The sequence below is a fragment of the Mesorhizobium loti genome (genome assembly GCF_013170705.1).
Taxonomy (GTDB): domain Bacteria; phylum Pseudomonadota; class Alphaproteobacteria; order Rhizobiales; family Rhizobiaceae; genus Mesorhizobium; species Mesorhizobium loti_D.
Genome location: NZ_CP033334.1, coordinates 748,219 through 770,468 on the forward strand (window position 1 = coordinate 748,219; position 22,250 = coordinate 770,468).

The following is a 22,250-nucleotide window of genomic DNA, read 5'->3' on the forward strand; positions in this document are numbered from 1 at the left end:
GAAACCGGGGTCCTGTGAGGGACGACAGGACCCCGGCCTCGCCGATACGACTTCCCAAGAAACCTGGCACCTCGACGCGAGGCGGGAACGGCTGGCCGATAAAGCCCCAACGACCTGCCGATACCCCTTTCGCCGGAAGCCGCTACTTCGGCAAGAGCACCTTGTTGACGACATGGATGACGCCGTTGGACTGGTTGACGTCGGCGATGGTCACCTTCGCCATGCCGCCGGACTCGTCCATGATGTAGAGCTTGCCCTTCTTGACCTCGGCGGTGAGCGTGTCGCCGGAGACGGTCTTCATCTCGTATTTGCCGCCCATAGCCTTGGCCTTCTTCATCATCTCGGCGCCCGAAATCTTGCCGGCCACCACATGCGCGGTCAGCACCTTGGTGAGCTGGCCCTTGTTTTCAGGCTTCAGCAGCGTATCGACAGTGCCCTTGGGCAATGCCGCGAAGGCTTCATTGGTGGGCGCGAAGACGGTGAACGGTCCGGCGCCCTGCAAGGTATCGACCAGGCCGGCAGCCTTGACGGCGGCCACCAACGTCGTGTGGTCCTTCGAATTGACGGCATTCTCGACGATGTTCTTGGTGGTGTACATCGGCGCGCCGCCGACATTCGGGTTCTTGGCGTAGGCAGGAGCGGCAATCGCCACGCCGGCGACAAGGGCCGAAATGGCGATGGTTCTGAATGATGGCAAGCGCATGTGGTCTTCCTCCGGGTGAGGGCTGATCGGAATTGATAGCCTTTGGAAACGCACACGCAGTCACGTCCCGCGACCGCTCGCAGTTTCGTCGATCACGGGAACGTGAACGGATATCTTCCCAAGAAAAAGCCCGGACAAACCGGGCTTTTTCAGAAGGAGAACTTCTATTCCGCTTTTCGCGGAAGAAGGGCGGTTACTCCGCCGGCGACGGTTTCTTTCGAAAGAGTGCGACCAGATTGTCCCACAGCTCGATCTTGGCGCCCTGGCGCTTCATGATCACGCCCTGCTGGAGGATCGAGAGCGTGTTGTTCCAGGCCCAGTAGATGACGAGGCCGGCCGGGAAACCCGCCATCATGAATGTGAAGATGATCGGCATCCAGGTGAAGATCGCGGCCTGCGTCGGATCCGGCGGCGTCGGATTCATGCGCATCTGCAGGAACATGGTGACGCCCATGATCAGCGGCCAGACACCAATCATCAGCATATGCGGCAGCGTGACCGGGATAAGGCCGAACAGGTTGAACAGCGACGTCGGATCGGGTGCCGCCAGATCCTGGATCCAGCCGAAGAACGGCGCGTGGCGCATCTCGATGGTGATGTAGAGCACCTTGTAGAGCGAGAAGAAGACCGGAATCTGCAGCGCCACCGGCCAGCAGCCGGCAAGCGGATTGATCTTCTCGGTCTTGTACAGCTCCATCATCGCCTGCTGCTGCTTCATCTTGTCGTCCGCGTATTTCTCGCGGATCTCCAGCATCTTGGGCTGCACCTTCTTCATGTTCGCCATCGACGCGTAGGACTTGTTGGCGAGCGGGAAGAAGATGGCCTTGACGATGACGGTGGTGGCGAGGATCGCCAGGCCGAAATTGCCGAAGAATTTGTAGAGCGTGTCGATCAGCCAGAACATCGGTTTGGTGATGAAATAGAACCAGCCCCAGTCGATCACCAGATTGAACTGGCGAATGTTCCGGTCCTTCTCATAGGCGTTGATCTTGGCGACTTCCTTGGCGCCGGCGAAGATCTCGGTCTCGACGGTCGCGGACTGGCCGGCATCGACATTGATCGCATCGGTGAGGAAGTCGGACTGATAGCGGTGGCGGCCATCCTCGAAAAAGGCATAGCGCGGCTGAAAAGGCTGCTTTTCGGTCGGCACCAGCGTCACGGCCCAGTATTTGTCGGTGATGCCGAGCCAGCCGTCGGTCGACTTTCCCGGCGTGACCTGCTTTTCAGACTCGATCTTGGCGTATTTATATTCGGCCAGGCCTTCGGTGCCGGTCACGCCGATCAGCCCCTCATGCAGCACATAAGTGCTGGCGACGGCCGGCTTGTCGTAGCGGGTGACGCGGCCGTAATTGAACAGCGAAACCGCGCTCGAGCCGGAATTCTGCACCGTGTCCGACACCGTGAACATGTAGTCGCCGTCCACGGAGAAGGTGCGCCTGAAGGTCAGGCCCTTGTCGTTGGTGTAGGTCAGCGTCACCGGCGTCGACGGGGTCAGCGTCGGATTGCCGTCGACACTCCACGCCGTTTCCGCACCGGGCACAGGACCGGTCTTGTCGTTGCCGACGAAGCCGATCTCGGCGAAATATCCGGTGGGCAGCGCCTGCGGGTTGAGCAGTTCGATCTCGGGCGAATTCTTGTCGACGGTCTCGGTGTAGTGCTTGAGCTTGAGGTCGTCGAGCCGCGCGCCGGTCAGGTTGATCGAGCCCTCGAGGCTCGGCGTGTCGATCTTGACGCGCTTCGATGCGGCAAGCGCCTGATCGCGGCTGGCCGCGGTGACGGTATCACCGCCTGGCGCGCTGGGAATGGTGCCTGGTGCAGGTGCCGGTGTTGCAGCACCCGGATTGGCCGCTTCCGCCGCCTTCTTCTGCTCCGCCGCCCGCTGCTGCTCGATCTTGGCGGCCTCGCGCTGCTGCTCGACGCGCGGGTTCATGTAGAAAACCTGCCACAAAGTCAGGATCAGCACCGACAGCGCGATGGTGATGAAGAAGTTCCGGTTGTTTTCCATCGAGAGCCCTTGGCCTATCGTGTTCCGCGAAGTCGGCGGGAGAGTTCGGCCTTCAACTGGCCGAAGGGGGCGCGCAGCGCATCATCACGCCCGACGATGACATAATCATTGCCGGGCGCCATGTCATCTGCGGCATGGGTGCGGACGGCTTCTCTCAGCCGCCGCCTGACGCGGTTGCGCACAACAGCGTTGCCGACCTTCTTGGTAACGGTGTAGCCGACACGCGGCACGCCGCCATCGCCGCGGTCAAGGACCTCGACGAGGAAAAACCGTCCGCGTCGCTTCTCACCACGACGGACGGCCAGGAATTCCGCGCGTTTCAGAAGCCGCTTGGGATTTTGCCCCACTGGCTTGCCGGTTGCGGGCAACGATCTCGTCTCGCTTAGGCGCTGAGCCGCTTGCGGCCGCGGTTGCGGCGAGCCGCGACGACGCCACGACCACCCTTGGTGGCCATGCGGGCACGGAAACCATGCCGGCGTTTGCGGACGAGTTTGGACGGTTGGTAGGTACGCTTCATTTGTTTTAATACCGCGGGGTGCGGCCCTTCTTGATTCTGTCACTTTGTAACAGGAGCTTTGCCGGGCCTGTTTTGGCGCGATCGAAACCGCGCCGGGACGAATGGCCCGAGCGTGAGCGGGCTTATAGAAAGAAGGGTTTTGGAAGTCAATCCGGCGTCTTCGCGACGTGGACGCAGGTTTCATGACGGTAATTTAATGTTCGGACCAAAGGATGAAATTGGCAAAAAAGGCGTAATCGCCTAATCTTGGCCGATCAAGTGATTGTGAAGACAGAGTCGCATGAGCGAAGCCAGCCAAGCAGGGGAAGGGATCGGCACGGCGCCAGCCGCCGTCCGCACGGTGCCCCTGTCACGCGGCCTGTCGACGAAACTGCTGCTGTTGACCATCGTTTTCGTGCTTTTGGCTGAAGTGCTCATCTTCCTGCCCTGGATCGCCAGCTACCGGCTGAGCTGGCTCAAGGAGCGGCTGAGCACGGCCGCCGCCGTGTCGATCGTGCTGGTGCAGGGCGAGTCCACCTCATTGTCGCGCACGGCCCAGAACGACGTGCTGATGGCGATCGGCGCCAAGGCGATCGCGGTGCGCGACGGCGGCGTCTCGCGGCTTCTGGTGGTGGCGGACATGCCGCCGCAGGTCGACGAGCACATCGACCTCGCCAGCGTCGGCATGATCAAGGGCATGACCGGCGCGCTCGACACGCTGTTCTTCGGCGGCGACCGGATGCTGCGCGTCTTCGGACCGGTCGGCGACAGCGACAAGGAGTTCGAGCTGATCATGCCGGACTACTCGCTACGCAAGGCGATGCTCATCTATTCGCGCAACGTCGCCTTCGTCTCGCTGCTGATCTCGCTGTTCACCGCCATGCTGGTCTATGCCGCGATCGACCTGATCATGATCGGGCCGATCCGTACCATGACGCGCTCGATGCTGTCCTTTTCCGAGGCCCCGGACGATCCCGGGCGCATCATCCATCCCGCCGCCCGCGCCGACGAGATCGGCGTTGCCGAACGCGAGCTGTCGCAGATGCAGGAGCGGCTGCAAAAGATGCTCTCCGAGCAGAAGCACCTTGCCGACCTCGGCCTGGCGGTCTCGAAGATCAACCACGACATGCGCAACATCCTGGCCTCGGCACAGCTGATGTCGGACCGCCTGCGCCAGGTCAGGGATCCGACCGTACAAGCCTTCGCGCCGAAGCTGCTGCGCGCGCTCGACCGGGCCGTCTCCTATTCGGAAGGCGTGCTTCACTATGGCCGCACGCAGGAGCCGCCGCCTTCGCGCCGCAGGGTGCGGCTGCGCCAGCTGGTGGAGGACGTGCACGGCCTGCTCGACATCGAGGAGGGCATCGAGTTCATCAACGCGGTCGAGGCGGCTTTCGAGGTGGATGCCGATTCCGACCAGCTGTTCCGGGTGCTCACCAATCTGTGCCGCAACTCCGTGCAGGCGATGGCGGCGGACACTGAGAGCGCGTTGGTGCGGCGGCTCGCGGTCTCGGCAGAACGCATGGGCAGTGTCAGCCGCATCGCCGTCACCGATACGGGTCCCGGCCTGCCGCCGAAGGCGCGCGAGAACCTGTTCGCGGCGTTCCGCGGCTCGGCGCGCAGCGGCGGCACCGGTCTTGGCCTGGCGATAGCGCACGAACTGATCCGTGCCCATGGCGGCACGGTGGAACTGGTCGAATCGATTGGCGGGCGCACCACTTTCGCCGTCACCATCCCCGACCAACCGGTGCGGCTCGACCAGGCGCGCGGCAGCCTGCGCCGTCCGGCGTGACGGCCGTGGTGGTGCTTTCCTAGAGCATTTCACCGTTTCACGGAAACGGCGAACTGCTCTAACTCATTGTTTTAACGCAACTCCGGACGGAAAACCGTTTCACACTTTTCCTGGAATTGCTCTAAGGCGCTCGCCTTTCGGGCCTGAGGCTTTTGATGGCCTTCCCCGCGACTTTTCCCGTTCGGATTGAAATCAGACCGGCTCGTCGGCCGCTTCAAAGCCTCCGGTGCGGGGCTGTCATCGCCAGATGACACACTCACGACAAAACTTTTGCCGGATCGGCTTGCTTTTCCCAAATTCAGTCGCTAGGGAACTGCACACATTCGTGGCCGGTCCTCAGGATCGGATCGCGGGGCCGTCGAAAACATGGCCTGATGCGCGCCCGTAGCTCAGCTGGATAGAGCACCAGACTACGAATCTGGGGGTCAGGAGTTCGAATCTCTTCGGGCGCGCCATTTCATCACACTGAAATCGTTGTATTTTTTGGCCATTCGAGATGGGATGTGCCGGCTTAGGTTCTGGAATTTAAGCCGGTTTTGGGTGAAGGCCGATAGCCACCTCAATATACGGGCTGCCCGCGGCGGCCCGTCGATCACGACAAGATCGACGTTGCGCAGGCACCGGCGGCAAGCCGGCCGGAAGCATCGCGATTCCGAGCCGGATGGCCCGGCAGGACGATCTTGTGGTTGACCAGGACGCAAACAGGACGTCGGAGAATCGCCCGGTGCGCAGGGCTTCCAGCATCGTTGCTCGCCCTCACGTCGGCGAAACCGCAGACCGGAATTGGCTGGCGGCGACACGGCGGAACAGCCACGGCGCGAACGACAAACAGGACGACGAGAATGGTCCAACGGCCGCGCATTCTCTTCCCCCACCCGCGAATTATACCGTTGGCCGGATGTTCTGGTTCAGGCGGAAGAAATTGCTCGGATCGTATTTGTTCTTCAGCGCTACGAGCCGCGCATGGTTCTCGCCATAAGCCGCGCGGACCCGATCCTCCCCTTCATCACCGAGATTGTTCGCGTAGACGCCGCCGGTCGAATAGGGGCTGATGGCGCTCCACAGCTCGCGAGCCCAACGGATATTGGCCTCGTCGTCCGCCGGGTCGTCCCAGATTGCGAGCGGGAAGCAGTCGTACTGTGCGTGGCGGTTGGCATAGGGAGAGGCGGATGGTGGGACACGGGCGATCGCGCCGCCAACCTGCTGGAACACCAACAGCGCGGAAGGCGAAGGGGCCTTGGGATAGATTTCCAGGAGCGCGTCGATCGCGCCGTCGCTGATTTCGCCGAGGAACTGCGCTTTCCAGTAATAGCGCCGCCCGCGCGGGAAAAGACTGTCGCCGGCGGACTGAATCTCAAGGTAAGGACGGATAGCGAGGTTGCTGTCGATGGGCGAGCCGAACTTCATCAGCGGAGCGATGATGTCCTCGCCGGCTTCCGGACGGCCGGCATGGCAGGCCGAAATACTGAAGGCTCGTTCACCTGTCGGAAGGGAGACGAGGGCGGCGTCGACGCTGAGTTCATCGGGGGCTCTGCGGCAGAATTCGTGATAGAATTTCATCGCGCCACGAGCGTGATCGTAGCGGTGAAGGACCGAGCCGACCAGCAGACCAGGACCGACGGCGTGTAACTGATATTCGAACGCCGTAACGATGCCGAAATTGCCGCCTCCACCCCTCAGCCCCCAGAACAGGTCGGGATTTTCCGAGGCGCTGGCGCGCACCATACGGCCATCGGCGGTCACCACGTCGGCGGCGATGAGATTGTCGCAGGTGAGGCCATATTTGCGGCCTAGCTTGCCGAAGCCGCCGCCCAGTGTCAGCCCGGCAATGCCGGTATCGCCATTGACGCCCATCGTCGTTGCCAGGCCGTGGGCCTGCGTCGCCGCATCGAACTCGCCAAGGCTAAGGCCCGCCTCGGCCCGCACGACGCGGCGCACCGGGTCAACCTCGATTGCCTTCATGCGAGACAGGTCGATGACGATTCCGTCGTCGCAGACCGAGAGCCCCGCAACGTTGTGCCCGCCACTTCGAACGGCTACGGGATTGTTCGTTGTCCTGGCGAATGTCACCGTCTGGATGACGTCGTCGGCGTTGGCGCAATAGACGATCGCGGCTGGTCGTTTGTCGATCGCCCCGTTCCAGACCTTGCGGGCCTCGTCATATGTGCGGCCTCCCGGCAGGACCAACTCGCCGCTCAATTTGTGTCGAAGCCAATCGAGCGCCGACATGGCGGGACGGGATTTGCCCGAGACAGAGTCCGTCAGCCGCTTCTGGTCCATTGGACTAAGCCTCCGTTCTTGCCGGACAATGGTCTCATGGGAGTGCGATCTGCCGCAAAATCGAAGATTTCAGCTGGTCGATGAGAGAAATTCATCTAGACTGGTAGAATGAGGAAGCTACCGCCGCTGCGCTCGCTGCACGCCTTCGAGGCGGCCGCGCGGCATGGTAGTTTCAAGACCGCCGCCGCGGAACTTGGTGTGACACCGACCGCTATCAGCCACCAAATCCGCTTGTTGGAGGAGCAGTGCGGTCGACTGTTGTTTCAGCGACGGCCGCGACCTCTCACGCTGACGAGCGCGGGGGCAAGCTTGTTTCCGGCTCTGCGCAATGGCTTCGATGTTCTTGCCGGCGCGATCGCCGCGCTCTCCGAGCCCGATATCCATGGGCCTCTGCGGGTTACAAGCCCGAGCGCCTTCGCAAGTCGATGGCTTGTTCCGCGTCTGCCGAAGTGGCGAGAAGCAAATCCGGGCGTGCCCTTGGAGATAATAGGGACGGACGCGGTGCTCGATCTGCGTGCCGGCGCCGCGGACGTGGCGATCCGCTATGCACGTCAGCCGCCTTTGGATTTCGCCGCGCGGGAGGTCTGTCGTGATGCGTTCTTTCCTGTTTGCAGTCCGGGTCTATTGATGCGCGAGGCGCGGCCGGTTCAGCGCGTTGCCGATCTGCTGCGCTTTCCGCTGATCCATTTCGATTGGATGAGCCGCGATCCGGACGCTCCGACCTGGCGGCGATGGCTGGCAATGGCGCGTTCGATTGATCCCGATCTGAAAATGGACAAGGCATGGGATCTGAGCTTTCGCGAGGAGATTCATGCCATCGACGCGGTCGTCGCTGGCCAGGGTATTGCGATCTGCAGCGATATCGTCGTCAGCCAGGAATTGGAGAACGGAGTCCTCGTCAAGGCACATCCGTTATCCCTGCCGGGATATGGCTTCTACGTCGTCTCGATGCCTCACGGTGCGCGGGCGGCGGCGATCGAGTCGTTCTCGGCCTGGATGAGATCCGTTATTTGAGCGGAGATCTCTCCGGCACGATGTAAACACCGCTTCGATATCTATTTCGATTGGAAGCCATCACGCGACCTACCGGCTTGGCGATGTCGGTGGCGCCCGGCCGGATCGACGTTGACGTCACGACAGACGGCGGTGAGACGCGCCTGGTCTGGCGCGAGACTGGGCGCCCTCAGCCTTCGCTCGGCGCAGCCGCCGGGTTCGGCAGCCGGCTCGAACGGGGGCTGACAAGCGCATTGGGGGCTGCAATCGAGCGCGACTGGCAGCCGGCGGGGCTGGTCGTGTCTATCGCCGTGTCGAAGGCGGCGATCTGCGTCTAACCGGCCGTCAGGTTGCGTGGAGACCGCCTGCGATTGCAGGGAGATGTCAGCCCGCGATTGAGCTGCCTTGCCACCCGTTCGCTGCTCGCACTGGCACGGCTAATCCGCTCACACGGTCGACATCAACGGGCTGCCTCGCCGCATCCACGCGCCGGCAGCACCTCCTGCCAGGATTCCGTCCATGACCGACAAACGACCGAACCTGACCCGCGCGACCGGCGCCCGCGAGAGTCCGATCGGTCAGGACGCTGGATCATGAGACGTTCATGCGCTCTGCAAAAACCAATTGCCAGACAGCGTCAGGCAATCTAGACTGATTGCATAACGCAACCAGCAGCGCGCGGATGTGCCGTGCGAGGAAGGGGAATGTGTGGCAAAGCTCGTCTTCGGAATGAACCAGTCCCTGGACGGCTACGTCGACCATACGGGATTTGCGCCACCCCCCACGCTCTTCCGCCACTTCATCGAGGAGGCTCAGAAGCAGGCGGGCAGCGTGTATGGTCGCCAAATGTATGAGATCATGCGTTACTGGGACGACGATCATCCTGAATGGGATGCGGAGCGACAGGCCTTCGCGGCGGCGTGGCGAAACCAGCCCAAATGGGTCGTTTCGCGCTCGCTGAAGTCGGTCGGCCCCAAGGCCAGGCTGATCGAGGATGATCTCGAAAGTGCTATCCGCGATCTGAAGGCCGGGAGCGACGGGGAGATCGAGGTTGCTGGTCCGACCTTGGCGCAAAGCCTCACAGAGCTTGGCCTGATCGATGAATATCGAATCTACCTGCACCCCGTCGTGCTTGGTCACGGCAAGCCATATTTCGCCGGCCCCCGACCGCCGCTCCGCCTTCTGACTCACGATCGGATCTGCGAGGACGTGATCCGGCTGACCTACGTTCCAGCTTGATTGCGCTAGGGATAACCGAAGACATCATCGCCGGGCTTGGCAAGTTCAGGGGCCTTCTGGTCATTGCGCGGAACTTCTCCTTCCAGTTCCGCTGGCAAGGCCAATGAACGTGACCGGGGTGGCGGAAAAGCTTGGCGTTAAATACATCGTCGAAGGCAGAGTGCGAAAGACCGGCAACCGAGTCAGGTGACTGTGCAGCTGATCGACGCGTCCTCGGCGGTCCATATCTGGGGCGAGCACTACGACCGCGAACTCGACAACATTTTCGCCATTCAGGACGACATCACCCGAATGATCGCGGCCCGTTTGGCTCGGCAGGCTAGAACCGCGATCGCGTCGCGCCCCATGCGCACGGACGCTCCTGTTCGGGCTAGGCGGCTGGCTACCGGCCATCCTTTACTGGCTAATCGGGATTTGACTCAGAAGAAGGTCGGCATAGAGTCGATGGAGGTTGCCCATCTGCCATCAATTTCGTCGACGCAGGCCGGCGAGATGGAAGTTGGAAGGGAAAAGGGTGTCGGAAAGTCGAAGCCAGGAAGCGTGGGAAGCGGCAGCCTTTGCGGAGGATTTCCGCGGAGGTGTCTTCGCCGCGCAGCAGCGGCTGCGTAACCGGCTCCTTGATCGCGGTGTAATCCGACGCGCACAGGCGCGCGATCTAGCCGCCCACATGCTCCTTCATCTTGATGACCTTCCAGGCTGCTGGTTCATTGCCACAAACTGGCTGCGAGCCGAGCTTGGATGTCAGCGCGTTGACACCGGTTTTGGATTGCGTGAGGCTAGGGATTATTTCCCCGGCTTCGCGGAAGCGAAGGACGCGGACTACGACGTTCCCTCTTTCGGCGGTGGCGGGGCTGTCGATAATCGCGATCCTGCGATGCAGGCCATGTGGCTGGAGCCGCACCCATTGATCTTTGCCGATATCAAGCAGGACAGTCGCATCACGATGCGACTACGACAAAGGATGTCGGGGGCGAGGACGAAATCAAAGTTCGCTTGGGCGCTTCGGACCGGACGCGGCAGCTACGGCCTGATTTGCGCTGACTGGACCGAGCACCTTGTTCCTTGGGAATCCGGTCTCCACGATTGCTTCGAACACACGGTGGTCGATGTCCTCAACCCGATCATCTCCGTTGCCAAGGAGATCGCCGATCACGACACGACGACCGGGAATGGGGACGAGGTACGGCGGAGCTATCATTTGGCCTTGTCAGCGCGCCTTACGGGCACAGCGTCGCTGGCAACGCTGACACTATCCGAGATCGAGATCGCCAGACTGGTCGCAAAGGGCCTGAGCTACAAGGAAATAGCCAGAATTCGCCGCAGGTCTTTCTCCACGATCGATCATCAGCTCAGGAGTATACGGCGGAAAACCGGTGTCTCCAGCACATCCGCCCTGGTCAGCTTGCTCGCAAGGTCTGACTTCCCCTTGGCCTGAAGAACGGTCGGTGTCGCGTTGTAGGCATTCGCGTCCGCAAGCGGCGGAAAACGCCCTCAATAGGAATGCCCCGCATTCTCAGATTGTTGGATCGATAACGCGATCCCTCATCGATCCCAGTTCGCATCGCGAACCTTCGCGATAGATGGCGCCCGACGTCCTTTGGTAGATCCGTAAGGCACATGATCGTGCAACGCTGAATCACCTCTCACGGGTGATTTGCCGAGGGAGGAGACGCGATGACCAAACGATTGCTTGCGGCAGCAGCGCTAATGGCTTGCTTGCCGACGCTCGGCGTGGCCGAGGGTCTCGGCAGCAAATCCATACTTACCTATGATGCCGCCGAAAGGATGATCGCGGCCTGCTTCGCTGCTCAGGCCGCCGCCGGCTATCCCAAGGTCAACGTCGTCGTGGTCGACGACGGCGGGCGGCTGATTGCCGCCGCGCGACAGGATGGGGCCTGCAAGGCCTGCACCGACATCGCTCAGAACAAGGCGATCACCTCCTCCCTCTACGCAGCCCCCACCCGGGCGATGGCCGATCTATCGTTCGGCGTGAAGCGCGACGGCGTGGACGCTGGCTTGCCAGGTGCGGCCTTTGTTCCCGGCCTCGTGGCCTTTGCCGGCGGTCTTCCAATCAAGACCGTGGCCGGTGACGTCATCGGCGGGATCGGCGTCAGTGGCGCCAGCGAGGATGAGGACGAAGGCTGCGCGCAGGCGGCCGTCGATGCCGTTTCGAAAAGCCTGAACTGAGAGCGGCGCGATGGTCGACAATCCGTTCTATGGTCCCGAAACGCAGGGCGACTACAAGCTTCACGATCTCGGCAACCTGATCCTTGAAAGCGGAGAAACGCTACGCGGCGCAAAGCTGGCCTACCGGACCTTCGGAACACCGAACGCCGAGAAGTCCAATGCCGTCCTGGTGACCACCTGGTTCTCCGGAACCGGCAAGGTAATGCAGGACGTTTATGTTGGTCCGGACCATGCGCTTGATCCGAACCGGTACTTCATCGTCATCGTGGATCAACTCGGCAGCGGCGTCTCGTCTTCGCCGCAGAACACGCCCCCACCACAGGCGATGGCGAAGTTCCCGAAGCTCTGCATCGGCGACGATGTCCGCGCGCAGCATCGTATGCTGACAGACCTGTTCGGCATCGAACGGCTGGCGCTCGTGGTCGGCGGGTCGATGGGCGGACAGCAGGTCTATGAATGGGCGGTCGTTCATCCGCGGATGGTTGAACGGGCGGCGCCGATCGCCGCAACCGCTCGCATTTCGCTGCATCAGCAGGTCTTTGTCGAAACGCTGAAGGAGGCGATCACGTCCGACCCGCGCTGGAACAGCGGCTGGTATGCCTCGGGCCTTGTCGTGCGCGAGGGTATGGACCGAATGGCGCGGATCGTGGCGACACTCGGCCGGTCCACGCAGTTCTACCAAGAGGAGCGGTGGCGCAGCGTGGTCGGCATGTCGTCGCTGGATGATTTCATCAATGGCGTGATGAAGGCCTATTTCGAGCCGATGGACCCCAATGTCCTATTGTGTGAGATGCACAAGTGGCAGCGGGCGGATGTGTCTCGACACGCGGGAGGTGATCTTGCCGCGGCGCTGGCTCGGGTCGAGGCAAGGACGATGGTCATGCCCATCAGTCATGACGGCTTCTTCCCGCCGCACGAATGCGAGGCCGACTGTCGCCTTGTACCGGGCGCGCTGTTCCGGGTGATCCAGTCGCCCGAGGGTCACATGGGCCTGAACGGGTTCGAGCCGGGATACATGGAACAGGTGGACCGCCATCTGAACGAGCTGCTCGCCGCCTGACGACACTGCAAACCGAGTTTGACCGCCCCTGAGCGCCATCGCTCGGGGGAACGGAGGGGCACGCCCCGATGACCGCGCCGGAGGACGCGCCAGAAGATGCAACCTACTAAAGACAAGGTGCTGAACGTCAGAGGCGCCACCAAAACCTATATGACTCAGTCGGGCGACGTTCACGCCCTCAAGGACGTCGATCTGACGGTGCGGCCGGGCGAATTCATCTCGGTTGTTGGGCCATCCGGTTGCGGCAAGACCACGCTGCTCTGGTCAATCGCCGGGCTTCACAAGCTGACCTCGGGCGCGATCGCACTCGGCGAGGCATGGATTACGCGCCCGCATCCCAGCATCGGCATGATGTTTCAGGAAGCGAACCTCCTGCCCTGGCGGACCATTCGCCAGAATATCGAGCTGCCGTTCGAAATCCGGAGGCAACGCCCGGATGCCGCGCGGATCGATACGTTCCTTGAGCGTGTCGGCCTCGGCGGCTTCGGCGACAAGATGCCCCGCGAATTGTCCGGCGGCATGCAGCAGCGTGCGTCCATCGTGCGCGCACTGGCGAGCGATCCGACGGTGCTCTTGATGGACGAACCGTTCGGAGCCCTCGACGCCTTCACGCGCGATGAGATGAACAAGCTGGTCGAGGAGATCTGGCTGGAATCCCGCAAGACGGTGATCCTGATCACCCACTCCATCGCCGAGGCGGTGTTCCTGGCCGACAAGGTCTACATCATGAGCGCGCGCCCGGGCCAGATCGCGCGAATGGTCGATATCCCGTTTCCGCGGCCAAGGTCGCTCGACCTCATGGAGACGCGCGAGTTCTTCGAACTCGTCAACATGATCAAGCACGACATCAAGCACCAGCCGTCGGCGAAGCCTGCGGCCGCCATCGCGGGATGAGGAGGTCCATCATGAGCATAACGACCCAGACCGGTGCCGGCATCGTCGGCGCAACCGGAGTTGCCAGCGGGCTCGGTGGCCAGGGGGCCAAGGAAGTTGCCGCGATCGTCGCCGTGGCTTTACTCGTCATCGGCGGAAGCGAACTGCTGCTGCGTCTGTTTGAGGTCCCGCAATTCATCCTGCCCACCCCATCAGCCATCGCCAGCGTGTTCGCCTCGGCCGAAATGCCGACGATCGCGGAACACTATTCCTACACGCTGATCGAGCTCGTGACTGGCTATGCCATCGGCGCGTCGATCGGATTGGTGCTCGCGGCGGTCATCACGCAGTTCCCCTTCGTGGAAAAGGTAATCACGCCTTACATACTGTTGCTGGTGACCACGCCGATGCTGGCGCTGGTGCCGCTCTTGATCCTGAACTTCGGCTTTGGGTTCACCCCGAGGATCATCGCCGTCGGGCTGGCGTCCGGTCCGATGGTGATGATCAACGCCGCCACAGGCTTCCGGCGTGTCGACGCTATGAAGATCGCGCTTGTGCGGTCTTGCGGCGCCTCGACACTGCAGATCTTCAGCAAGATACGCATTCCGATGGCCATGCCGATGGTGATCGTCGGCCTGATGATCGGGGCTATCTTCGGCATGATCACCGCCGTCGGCGCCGAGATGTCGGGCGGTGGATTCGGACTCGGCAGCCGCCTGACGACCTATTCCTCAACGCTTCGGATGCCGGAGTTCTTCGCGTGCATCCTGATCCTCGCAGTCACCGGGATCACGATCTACGCGTTCTTTTTCTGGCTCGGAAAGAGACTGGCCGGCTGGGAAAGCTGACCGAGAGGGCGAAACGCCGCGTTCGACCTGTGCAATGCAATATCGCGGCCCAACCAATATGGGAGGAGACCCTATGGCTCACCAAATGATGACTCGTCGGCGGCTGCTGCAAATCAGTGCCGGCGGCCTTGTGACCACCACCGTTCTGGGCGGCGGCGTGCTGACCTCGGGCACTGCCGAGGCCAAGCCCTACAATTCGCCCTTCACCTGGATTTCGCCGCGCGGCACGATCGAGGTGATGGACGACTACCCTTACTGGGTCGCCAAGGAGATGGGTTACTTCGGGGACCTCGGAGTGGATACGGACATGGAGCCGGGCCCATCGGACGGGACCGCTGTGGTGAAGTTCCTGGCGGTGCAACAGGCCGACATCGGCTTCCCCTCGCCGGGCGTGCTTTCCTTTGCGGTGAATGCGGGCATGGACCTCGTCTCGGTCTTCGGTAGCGGCTTCCTCGATCTCTTTAATGTCGCTTTCCGCAAGGGCCAGGCGGTGAAGAATCTGAAAGAGCTGGAAGGCAAGACCGTGCTACTGGGATCCGCTGCCTGGCAGTCGATCTGCGACCCGATGTTCGCGGCCGTTGGCGTCGACCCAAAGAAGATCACCTATGTCGAGGCTGGCTGGCCGACCTGGACGACGGCGCTCGCCGGCGGTCAGGGTGACGCATGCCTCGCATGGGAAGGCCTGCGGGCCGATCTGGGCGCAAAGGGTCTGGACTTCGACTACTGGCTGGGCATGCGCGGCTCGCCCCTGCCCTCGAACTCGCTCGTGGTGCGGCGCGCCGATCTGGAGGATGCCGAGCGGCTGGAGTTCCTGAAGAAATATCTCAAGGGCTGGGCGATGGGCAGCGAGTTCGCCGACCGCAACCCACGCGCAGCGACTGCCATCGTGTTCAAGGCCCTGCCCACGACCAAGGCCAATTATGGTCCCCGTGCGGGCACAGAAAGCCTGATGCAGATCCACCGCACCTTCAAGGGAGACATGACCAAGCGTGCAGGCTGGGGCGAGCACAACATTCCGGCCTGGGACAATTTCTTCAAAATCCTCAAGACCATCGGCCAGTCGAGCATCGACATCGAAACCGCGCGCTACGTCACCAACGATTTCATCGCCGGCGCGAATGACTTCGACAAGGCGAAGGTGCATGCCGACGCCGATGCCTATGCGCTGCCCGAGGACCTTGCAGCGATCGATATGACCGACGTCGAGGCGAAGTTCTACAGCAACGTGATCAACTGACAGGGCTATGCGCCAGTCGCGGCGCGCAGTCCTGTTAACTCGCCGGGCACAGCCTCCCAGTGCCCGGCGAGAGGTTGCAATCGGGAGCACCGTTCGCTGGGCCCCGGCCGCCGCTCCGCTTTCTGACTCACGATCGGATTGGCGAGAACGTGATCCGGCTGACCTATGTTCCTGCCTGCTCGTTGGCCTCTTCGGCGTCGTGGTCGGACGCCTGGCGCTGTCACGGCTTTTCGGTTCTGATGATACAGCCGACACTGTCCGTCTGTGTGCGGCAGGCACGGCCTTTGGAGTAGACCCGACCATGACCCTTCCCCGCATCAAACGCGCCTTGATCACCGGCGCCGGAGCCGTCGACGGCATCGGCTTCGCCATTGCCCGCCAGCTTGGCAGCACCGGCAACGCCGTGTTCCTCACCGGCGCCAGCGCGCGTGTGCTTGAGCGCGCCACCGAACTTCGTGCCAAGGGCATCGATGCCAGGGCCATGGTCGCCGATCTCACCAAGGCCGCCGATGTCGCGCGGCTGCGGGCAGGTGTCGGCGCCATCGACATACTGGTCAACAATGCCGGCATGGGCTCGCTGGCATCACCCTCGGCCGACAAGGCGTTTCTCGCCATGACCGAGGCCGATTGGGACCGAGGCATCGATGTCAGCCTGAAGACGGCGTTCTTGGTCACCCATGCGTTCCTGCCGGCGATGATCGAAGCGGGCTATGGGCGCATCGTCAATGTGGCGTCGGTCACCGGCCCGCTGGTGTCTTTCGAAGGTACCTCGGCCTATTCGGCCGCCAAGGCCGGCATGGTCGGCCTGACGCGCACGCTGGCACTCGAAGTGGCCAGGAGCGGCGTAACGGTGAATGCGGTGGCTCCCGGCTGGATCGAAACGGGCGCGTCGAGCGAGATGGAACGGACGGCGGCCTTGCATACGCCGCCGGCGCGGGCGGGCCGGCCGGATGAAGTGGCGGCGGCGGTCGTGTTCCTGGCTTCCGAAGGCGCCAGCTATGTCAACGGGGCTCTTTTGGTGGTCGACGGCGGCAACAGCCTCCAGGAACACAAGGGCTGAAGGTCGGCCGGCCCTTGCCGCCCTTGCGCCAAGCAGTGGAACCAAACCGCCTGGCGGCGGTTTTCCCCTCGAAGGGACCGCGGACCTCAAGGGTGCGGAACAATGTACGACCATCTGGAACTGGAACTGGCGAGAGCCAGGCAGCGCGTCAAGCGCGCGGAATTATTTCTCACGCGAGCGAATGCAATGCTGGACGAGGAGCGTGGCGTCGGCATCAGCCTGGCCCTGTGCTGCCGGATCAGATCCGAGCAAAAACGTGTGACTGAAGCGCGTTCGCGCCTGCGCCAAATCGATCCCACCACACACTGATTGTGCCATGACCATGATGCCCTCCGAAAAGAGTGCCGCATATCGCGCCGCAAAGCTTGCCGTGCTGCGAAAGCTGATGGTGAAGCATATCGAGCGCACCGATGCCCAAGCGCGGAGTGTCGAGCAGGCGCTGGCGGTATTGGCTGAAGCGACTGCCCAGGCTCGCGGCGCGCATCGGTAGCATCGCCGCCGCCGTTCCGGACTGTCCCACAAGGGACGCGGAAGCTCGCTCTTCAAGGAAGGGTGGGGCGATCGCGGTCGCGCGGAGCGTGTCGTTGCAATCGCCCTCAGGACGCCTTGGCCAGAAAACCCTGGTAATCCGACTTGGCCTGCAGCAGGCGCAGCACATTCTCGCGTGATCCCCGCACATGGGCACGGGCCAGGGCGCCGGCCCGTGCGGTGTCCCCGGCGCAGATCGCCTCGACAATCTCGGCATGCTCTTCGCGGGCGATCTTCCATTCGTCGAGCCACAACAATTCGGTCCAGACATAGTGCTGGCACTTGTCGAGGATGCCGCACAGCATGCCATGCAGCATGGCGTTGCCGCTGATCTGCGCAATGACGCGGTGCAGGTCGATGCCGACCTCCAGTTCCTGGAATTTTTCCCTGGTGGTGCGGTCGGGAATGGCGGCCAGCCGCTCGCATTCCGCCAGCATGGCACGGAGCCGTGCCTTGTCCTTCTCGGTCGCGGCGGCGGCCGCAAGTTCGGTCGCATGGCCGTCGAGGAGTTCGCGGATGTCGAAAGCCTCGCGGAACATGTTGATGTCGAACTCGGTGACGACATAGCCCTGGCGCGGCCGGCCGGTGACGAGGCCGTCGCGTTCGAGGCGGTTGAAGGCTTCGCGCACCGGCGTGCGGCTGACATTGAGCCTGACCGCGATATCGTTCTCGGTGACGCGCGAGCCGGGTGGAATCTGACCGGTCACGATCATCGCCTTGAGCGAGGAATAGACAGAGTCGCGCAGCGTGTTTTTGGTTTCCTTGGCCAAGTCCGTTTCCAGTTCTCCGGTCTTTCCGCCGGAAGTCGATGTGGTCTCATAGCTGTATTCAAAGTCGGCTCGATTTGCCACGCCCTGGCACCGCATCCTCCCAGCCCTCCGTCAAGGGCTCCCGGCGATGCCGAGCGCTGTTGACATCGCTGACCGCCAAGCTACACTCAAAATTGTATACAAAATAGCATGCGAAATCAAAAATAATGGGAACACCGGTTGGAGAGCCGAAAAAATGAACAGGATCAGAAGCGTTAGCGTTGTTGCGGTTGCCGCCCTCATGGCGGCCGGCGCGGCCCCCGCCATGGCGGGCGATACCATCACCGTGGCCTCATGGGGCGGCACCTATCAGGAGGCGCAGACCAAGGCCTTCTTCAATCCGACCGCCGACGCGCTCGGCATCACCATCAAGCAGGACACCACCAACGGCCTCGACGACGTGCGCCTGCAGGTGACCGGCAATGCGGTGAAATGGGATATAACCGAACTCGGCGCCGACGAATGCGCGCGCGGCTCGAAGGAAGGCCTGTTCGAGAAGCTCGACTTCGGCATCATCGACAAGAGCGGCATCAACCCGAAGCTGGTGCATGACGACTGGGTCGGCATTTCCTATACCTCGGTCGTCCTCATCTACCGGACCGACGTCTTCGGCGACAAGGGTCCGAAGACCTGGGCCGACTTCTGGAACGTGGAGAAATTTCCGGGGCGGCGCGCGCTGAGCGGCAGCCAGTCGACCGAGACGCTGAGCGTCGCCGCACTCGCCTCTGGCCTGCCGATCGACAAGGTCTATCCGGTCGACATCGACGGCGCGCTGAAATCCGTCGACAAAATCCGCGGCCATGTCGATGCCTGGTGGACATCAGGCGCGCAGGCGATGCAGCTGGTCAAGGATGGCGAAGTCGACATGGCGAGCATCTGGAACGGCCGCGCCGGCACGCTGAAGAAGGAAGGCGCGCCGGTCAGCTTCTCCTTCGACCAGGGCGTGCTCACCGCCGACTGCATGGTCATTCCCAAGGGCGCCAAGAACAAGGAAGCCGCCATGAAGGCGCTGGCGATGTTCGTCAGCCCGCAATTGCAGGCCAATCTGCCGCTCTATGTCGACAATGGCCCGGTGAACGAGAAGGCTTTCGAGACAGGCAAGATCCCGCCGGAGCGGATCAAGGACATCAACTCGTCGCCCGAAAACGTCAAGAAGCAGGTGCTGCAGGACGCCGAGTTCTGGCGTGACAATCTGGTGGAGGCGACGGAGAAGTTCAACAATCTGATCCAGCAATAGGCCGCGGCCGGACCCGAACCACGGCAGGGCGGCGCATGATGACACAGAACCCGCCCTGCTTGCGCCGCCCCCTCACCAGGAGACGATGACCTTGTCCATTGCGCCATCCGCGCTGCCGATCAGCATGCGCCGGATCGAGAAACGATTTGGCAGCGTGTCGGTGCTGCGCGACCTGAACCTCGATGTCGAGGCCGGCGAGTTCCTGACGCTGCTCGGGCCCTCCGGCTCCGGAAAGACGACGCTGCTGATGATCCTGGCCGGTTTCGTCAGGGCCAATGGCGGCTCGATCCGGGTCGGCGATGATGAGATCATCACCACGCCGCCGCACAAGCGCAACATCGGCATGGTGTTCCAGAACTACGCGCTGTTTCCGCATATGAACGTCTTTCACAACATCGCCTTCCCGCTGAAGCAGCGCGGCGTGGCGGTCCCGGAAACGGCCGAGCGGGTGGAGAAGGCGCTCGAGCTGGTCAAGCTCAAGGGCCTCGGCGAGCGCCGGGTCGACCAGCTTTCCGGCGGCCAGCGCCAGCGTGTGGCCCTGGCGCGCGCCATCGTCTTCGAGCCGCGCATCGTGCTGATGGACGAACCGCTGTCGGCGCTCGACAAGGGCCTGCGCGAACACATGCAGATCGAACTGCGCGCCCTGCACCGGCGGCTTGGCATGACGACGGTCTATGTCACGCACGACCAGCGCGAAGCCATCACCATGTCGGACCGCATCGCGGTGATGAACGCCGGGCGCATCGAGCAGCTCGACAAGCCGGAAACGCTCTACGCCGCGCCGAAGACGCAATTCGTCGCCGGCTTCATCGGCGAATCGAATTTCATTCCGGTCGAATGCCGCAACGGGTCGGTCTGGTATGAGGACAGGCGGATCCAGACGGCAGGGGCGCCGCCGGCCGCCGGCCGGCATCTGATGGTGGTGCGGCCGGAGAAGCTGCGGCTGGTCACGGCGGCCGAGCCGTCGGACGGCATCAATGTGCTCGACGCCACGCTCAGTGACATCATCTACCAGGGCGACAGCTTCGTCTGTTACGCCTCGCTGCGCGACGGCCGCCAGCTGACGCTGCGCGACTATTGCCGCAGCGATGTGCTGTCCAGGCTGCCGGCCCCCGGCCAGCCGGTCAGGCTTGGCCTCGATGCAAAGGACACGATCCTGGTGGAGGCAGAGGGATGAACGCGCCATCCGCCCTCCTCGACGAGGCCGCCGGCGCGGGCCGGGACCTCAACGCGCGGTCGCTGCGTGCCGATGCGCGGCGCGAGCAGCTCAGGCTGCTGGCGCTTCTGTCACCCAGCCTGTTCCTCGTCTTCGCCATCATCATCGTGCCGATCGGCTGGCTGTTCTGGCTGTCGCTGTTCGACGAAGCCGGGGCCTTCAGCGCGTCCAACTATGCGCGCTTCTTCGAGCAGGCCTCCTACATCAAGACCTTCATCACCACCTTCAAGGTAGCCTTCATCGTCACCGGCGCCTGCGTGCTGCTCGGCTATCCCCTGGCCTACATGCTGTCGCAGCTGCCGCGCCGCGCGGCGTCGATCTGCCTGATCTTCGTCATCCTGCCGTTCTGGACATCGGTGCTGGTGCGCACCTATGCCTGGCTGGTGATCCTGCAGCGCAAGGGCCTGATCAACAGCTGGCTGATCGACCTCGGCGTGATCAGCCAGCCGCTGCCGCTCGCCAACAATCTGTCCGGCGTCGTCATCGGCATGACGCATATATTGCTGCCCTTCCTGGTGCTGCCGCTCTACGCCTCGATGAAGACCATCGACACCGACTGCCTGCGCGCCGGCATGAACCTTGGCGCCGGCCCGGTCGCCACCTTCCGGCAGATCTTCTTTCCGCTGTCGCTGCCCGGCCTCGCCTCGGGCGTGGTCATCGTCTTCGTGCTCTGCCTCGGCTTCTTCGTCACGCCTGCTCTGATGGGCGGCGGCAAGGTGATCATGTGGGCGATGCGCATGGAGCAGACCACCAGCCTCTATTCCAACTGGGGTGCGGGCGCGGCGCTTGGCGTCGTGCTGCTGTTGGTCACGCTGGCGCTTCTCGGTCTCTTCCAATGGCTGCTCGGCGCGCGCGCCATCGGTGTATGGAGTTCGCGATGAGCGGGGATGTCGGCCTGCCGATCTCGCACCGGCAACGTCTGTGGCTCTACGCGCTGGGCGGCCTGGTGCTGTTGTTCCTGATCGCGCCGTCGGTCATCATCGTCATCATGTCGTTTTCGGATTCGACGCTGCTGCAGTTCCCGCCACGGCAATGGTCGCTGCGCTGGTACCAGAGCTACTTCCAGTCGCTGGAATGGCGCGACGCGACCGTCGTATCGGTCAAGGTGGCCGTCATGACCGTGCTGGTGGCGACGCCGCTCGGCACCGCCGCCGCCTATGCGATCAACCGGGGCACGCTGCGCTTCAACGGTACCATCAACGCGCTATTGACGGCCTCGCTGATCATACCGGTGATCCTGATCGGCATCGGCACCTTCTTCCTCTATGCGCGCATCGGCCTCAACAACACGCTGACCGGCCTGGTCATCGCCCATACGGTGCAGGCGCTGCCCCTGGTGGTGCTGACCGTACTTTCGGGATTGCGCTCCTACGACATGAACCAGGAGCGGGTGGCGCGCAGCCTGGGCGCCGGGCGCATCGGCGCCTTCTGGCAGGTGACCATGCCGCAAATCCGCTTCTCGATCGTCTCGGGCGCGCTATTCGCCTTCATCACTTCCTTTGACGAAGTGGTGGTTTCGCTGTTCATATCGGGCGGCGAGACGACGACATTGACACGCCGCATGTTCAACGCGCTGCGCGACCAGATCGATCCGACCATCGCCGCCATCTCGACCTGCCTGATCGTGCTTTCCGTTCTGCTCCTGTCGGTGGCGCAGATCTTCGGGCGGCGGCATTGATTTCCATCAGAC

The 22,250-nt window shown here is 62.7% G+C and carries 23 protein-coding genes, 1 tRNA gene and 1 pseudogene; 19 read left to right on the top strand and 6 right to left on the bottom strand.

Going from position 1 to position 22,250, the window contains the following annotated elements; translation table 11 throughout:
* Window positions 1–142 precede the first annotated feature (142 nt).
* From EB815_RS03525 to rpmH, 4 genes are all read right to left on the bottom strand, one after another.
* On the bottom strand, window positions 143–703 hold the full coding sequence (locus EB815_RS03525; RefSeq protein WP_056573642.1) for a fasciclin domain-containing protein: 561 nt from the start codon (window positions 701–703) through the stop codon (window positions 143–145).
* A gap of 193 nt (window positions 704–896) precedes the next feature.
* Window positions 897–2,708, bottom strand: a complete 1,812-nt coding sequence (gene yidC / locus EB815_RS03530) for a membrane protein insertase YidC (protein WP_056573644.1) — start codon at window positions 2,706–2,708, stop codon at window positions 897–899.
* A gap of 14 nt (window positions 2,709–2,722) precedes the next feature.
* Window positions 2,723–3,076 (bottom strand): ribonuclease P protein component, encoded by a 354-nt coding sequence (gene rnpA / locus EB815_RS03535; protein ID WP_056573647.1) that lies wholly within the window; start codon window positions 3,074–3,076, stop codon window positions 2,723–2,725.
* A 14-nt stretch (window positions 3,077–3,090) separates the two neighbouring features.
* Window positions 3,091–3,225, bottom strand: coding sequence for a 50S ribosomal protein L34 (gene rpmH, locus EB815_RS03540; RefSeq protein WP_008833937.1), 135 nt, complete (start codon window positions 3,223–3,225; stop codon window positions 3,091–3,093).
* Between the two features lie 280 nt (window positions 3,226–3,505).
* Here rpmH and EB815_RS03545 point away from each other — a divergent pair, with 280 nt between their 5' ends.
* On the top strand, window positions 3,506–4,993 hold the full coding sequence (locus EB815_RS03545; protein WP_056573650.1) for an ATP-binding protein: 1,488 nt from the start codon (window positions 3,506–3,508) through the stop codon (window positions 4,991–4,993).
* A 378-nt stretch (window positions 4,994–5,371) separates the two neighbouring features.
* A tRNA-Arg gene (locus EB815_RS03550) sits at window positions 5,372–5,448 on the top strand.
* 427 nt (window positions 5,449–5,875) lie between these two features.
* Here the strand turns inward: EB815_RS03550 and EB815_RS03555 are convergent.
* Complete coding sequence (locus EB815_RS03555; protein WP_056573659.1) at window positions 5,876–7,273, bottom strand: FAD-binding oxidoreductase; 1,398 nt, start codon at window positions 7,271–7,273, stop codon at window positions 5,876–5,878.
* Between the two features lie 108 nt (window positions 7,274–7,381).
* Here EB815_RS03555 and EB815_RS03560 point away from each other — a divergent pair, with 108 nt between their 5' ends.
* From EB815_RS03560 to EB815_RS03620, 13 genes and pseudogenes are all read left to right on the top strand, one after another.
* Window positions 7,382–8,287: a LysR substrate-binding domain-containing protein gene (locus EB815_RS03560; RefSeq protein ID WP_056573663.1), complete on the top strand. Its 906-nt coding sequence runs from the start codon at window positions 7,382–7,384 to the stop codon at window positions 8,285–8,287.
* Window positions 8,288–8,337: 50 nt separating this feature from the next.
* On the top strand, window positions 8,338–8,604 hold the full coding sequence (locus EB815_RS03565) for a hypothetical protein (protein WP_155772477.1): 267 nt from the start codon (window positions 8,338–8,340) through the stop codon (window positions 8,602–8,604).
* A gap of 370 nt (window positions 8,605–8,974) precedes the next feature.
* Window positions 8,975–9,505, top strand: a complete 531-nt coding sequence (locus EB815_RS03570; protein ID WP_056573668.1) for a dihydrofolate reductase family protein — start codon at window positions 8,975–8,977, stop codon at window positions 9,503–9,505.
* Window positions 9,506–10,004: 499 nt separating this feature from the next.
* On the top strand, window positions 10,005–10,940 hold the full coding sequence (locus tag EB815_RS03575; RefSeq protein ID WP_155772478.1) for a helix-turn-helix transcriptional regulator: 936 nt from the start codon (window positions 10,005–10,007) through the stop codon (window positions 10,938–10,940).
* Window positions 10,941–11,179: 239 nt separating this feature from the next.
* Complete coding sequence (locus EB815_RS03580; RefSeq protein WP_081294970.1) at window positions 11,180–11,692, top strand: GlcG/HbpS family heme-binding protein; 513 nt, start codon at window positions 11,180–11,182, stop codon at window positions 11,690–11,692.
* Between the two features lie 10 nt (window positions 11,693–11,702).
* Complete coding sequence (locus tag EB815_RS03585; protein ID WP_065005449.1) at window positions 11,703–12,752, top strand: alpha/beta fold hydrolase; 1,050 nt, start codon at window positions 11,703–11,705, stop codon at window positions 12,750–12,752.
* A 96-nt stretch (window positions 12,753–12,848) separates the two neighbouring features.
* On the top strand, window positions 12,849–13,646 hold the full coding sequence (locus tag EB815_RS03590; RefSeq protein WP_056573684.1) for an ABC transporter ATP-binding protein: 798 nt from the start codon (window positions 12,849–12,851) through the stop codon (window positions 13,644–13,646).
* 11 nt (window positions 13,647–13,657) lie between these two features.
* Window positions 13,658–14,473 (top strand): ABC transporter permease, encoded by an 816-nt coding sequence (locus tag EB815_RS03595; protein WP_056573688.1) that lies wholly within the window; start codon window positions 13,658–13,660, stop codon window positions 14,471–14,473.
* Window positions 14,474–14,546: 73 nt separating this feature from the next.
* Window positions 14,547–15,710, top strand: coding sequence for an ABC transporter substrate-binding protein (locus tag EB815_RS03600; protein ID WP_244494110.1), 1,164 nt, complete (start codon window positions 14,547–14,549; stop codon window positions 15,708–15,710).
* A gap of 74 nt (window positions 15,711–15,784) precedes the next feature.
* Window positions 15,785–15,886 (top strand): annotated as a pseudogene (locus tag EB815_RS03605) (dihydrofolate reductase family protein); the annotation flags it as partial.
* Window positions 15,887–16,011: 125 nt separating this feature from the next.
* Entirely contained in the window at window positions 16,012–16,770 is a 759-nt protein-coding gene (locus EB815_RS03610; protein WP_056573693.1) for an SDR family oxidoreductase, read from the top strand.
* 102 nt (window positions 16,771–16,872) lie between these two features.
* Entirely contained in the window at window positions 16,873–17,079 is a 207-nt protein-coding gene (locus EB815_RS03615) for a hypothetical protein (RefSeq protein WP_056573697.1), read from the top strand.
* Window positions 17,080–17,086: 7 nt separating this feature from the next.
* Entirely contained in the window at window positions 17,087–17,260 is a 174-nt protein-coding gene (locus EB815_RS03620; protein ID WP_171883272.1) for a hypothetical protein, read from the top strand.
* A 106-nt stretch (window positions 17,261–17,366) separates the two neighbouring features.
* On the opposite strand, the gene EB815_RS03625 is transcribed toward EB815_RS03620, so the two are convergent.
* A complete protein-coding gene (locus EB815_RS03625; protein ID WP_056576291.1) occupies window positions 17,367–18,068 on the bottom strand; it encodes a GntR family transcriptional regulator in 702 nt (233 codons plus the stop codon).
* Window positions 18,069–18,303: 235 nt separating this feature from the next.
* Here EB815_RS03625 and EB815_RS03630 point away from each other — a divergent pair, with 235 nt between their 5' ends.
* The 4 genes from EB815_RS03630 (at window position 18,304) to EB815_RS03645 (ending at window position 22,238) form a co-directional block, all read left to right on the top strand.
* Window positions 18,304–19,344 (top strand): ABC transporter substrate-binding protein, encoded by a 1,041-nt coding sequence (locus tag EB815_RS03630; RefSeq protein ID WP_056573699.1) that lies wholly within the window; start codon window positions 18,304–18,306, stop codon window positions 19,342–19,344.
* 91 nt (window positions 19,345–19,435) lie between these two features.
* Entirely contained in the window at window positions 19,436–20,521 is a 1,086-nt protein-coding gene (locus EB815_RS03635; protein WP_056576294.1) for an ABC transporter ATP-binding protein, read from the top strand.
* Window positions 20,518–21,441, top strand: coding sequence for an ABC transporter permease (locus EB815_RS03640; protein ID WP_056573702.1), 924 nt, complete (start codon window positions 20,518–20,520; stop codon window positions 21,439–21,441). Before EB815_RS03635 ends, EB815_RS03640 begins: the two co-directional genes overlap by 4 nt.
* Entirely contained in the window at window positions 21,438–22,238 is an 801-nt protein-coding gene (locus EB815_RS03645) for an ABC transporter permease (protein ID WP_056576297.1), read from the top strand. The genes EB815_RS03640 and EB815_RS03645 overlap by 4 nt, the downstream gene beginning before the upstream one ends.
* The last annotated feature ends 12 nt before the right edge of the window (window positions 22,239–22,250 follow it).

Bases quoted from the DNA above. Each gene is read 5' to 3' on its own strand.
- EB815_RS03620 (WP_171883272.1), top strand. From the start codon at position 17,087: ATGACCATGATGCCCTCCGAAAAGAGTGCCGCATATCGCGCCGCAAAG.
- EB815_RS03590 (WP_056573684.1), top strand. From the start codon at position 12,849: ATGCAACCTACTAAAGACAAGGTGCTGAACGTCAGAGGCGCCACCAAA.
- EB815_RS03545 (WP_056573650.1), top strand. From the start codon at position 3,506: ATGAGCGAAGCCAGCCAAGCAGGGGAAGGGATCGGCACGGCGCCAGCC.
- EB815_RS03595 (WP_056573688.1), top strand. From the start codon at position 13,658: ATGAGCATAACGACCCAGACCGGTGCCGGCATCGTCGGCGCAACCGGA.
- EB815_RS03560 (WP_056573663.1), top strand. From the start codon at position 7,382: ATGAGGAAGCTACCGCCGCTGCGCTCGCTGCACGCCTTCGAGGCGGCC.
- yidC (WP_056573644.1), bottom strand. From the start codon at position 2,708: ATGGAAAACAACCGGAACTTCTTCATCACCATCGCGCTGTCGGTGCTG.
- EB815_RS03630 (WP_056573699.1), top strand. From the start codon at position 18,304: ATGAACAGGATCAGAAGCGTTAGCGTTGTTGCGGTTGCCGCCCTCATG.
- rpmH (WP_008833937.1), bottom strand. From the start codon at position 3,225: ATGAAGCGTACCTACCAACCGTCCAAACTCGTCCGCAAACGCCGGCAT.
- EB815_RS03555 (WP_056573659.1), bottom strand. From the start codon at position 7,273: ATGGACCAGAAGCGGCTGACGGACTCTGTCTCGGGCAAATCCCGTCCC.
- EB815_RS03585 (WP_065005449.1), top strand. From the start codon at position 11,703: ATGGTCGACAATCCGTTCTATGGTCCCGAAACGCAGGGCGACTACAAG.
- EB815_RS03610 (WP_056573693.1), top strand. From the start codon at position 16,012: ATGACCCTTCCCCGCATCAAACGCGCCTTGATCACCGGCGCCGGAGCC.
- EB815_RS03600 (WP_244494110.1), top strand. From the start codon at position 14,547: ATGGCTCACCAAATGATGACTCGTCGGCGGCTGCTGCAAATCAGTGCC.
- EB815_RS03640 (WP_056573702.1), top strand. From the start codon at position 20,518: ATGAACGCGCCATCCGCCCTCCTCGACGAGGCCGCCGGCGCGGGCCGG.
- EB815_RS03525 (WP_056573642.1), bottom strand. From the start codon at position 703: ATGCGCTTGCCATCATTCAGAACCATCGCCATTTCGGCCCTTGTCGCC.
- EB815_RS03580 (WP_081294970.1), top strand. From the start codon at position 11,180: ATGACCAAACGATTGCTTGCGGCAGCAGCGCTAATGGCTTGCTTGCCG.
- EB815_RS03645 (WP_056576297.1), top strand. From the start codon at position 21,438: ATGAGCGGGGATGTCGGCCTGCCGATCTCGCACCGGCAACGTCTGTGG.
- EB815_RS03615 (WP_056573697.1), top strand. From the start codon at position 16,873: ATGTACGACCATCTGGAACTGGAACTGGCGAGAGCCAGGCAGCGCGTC.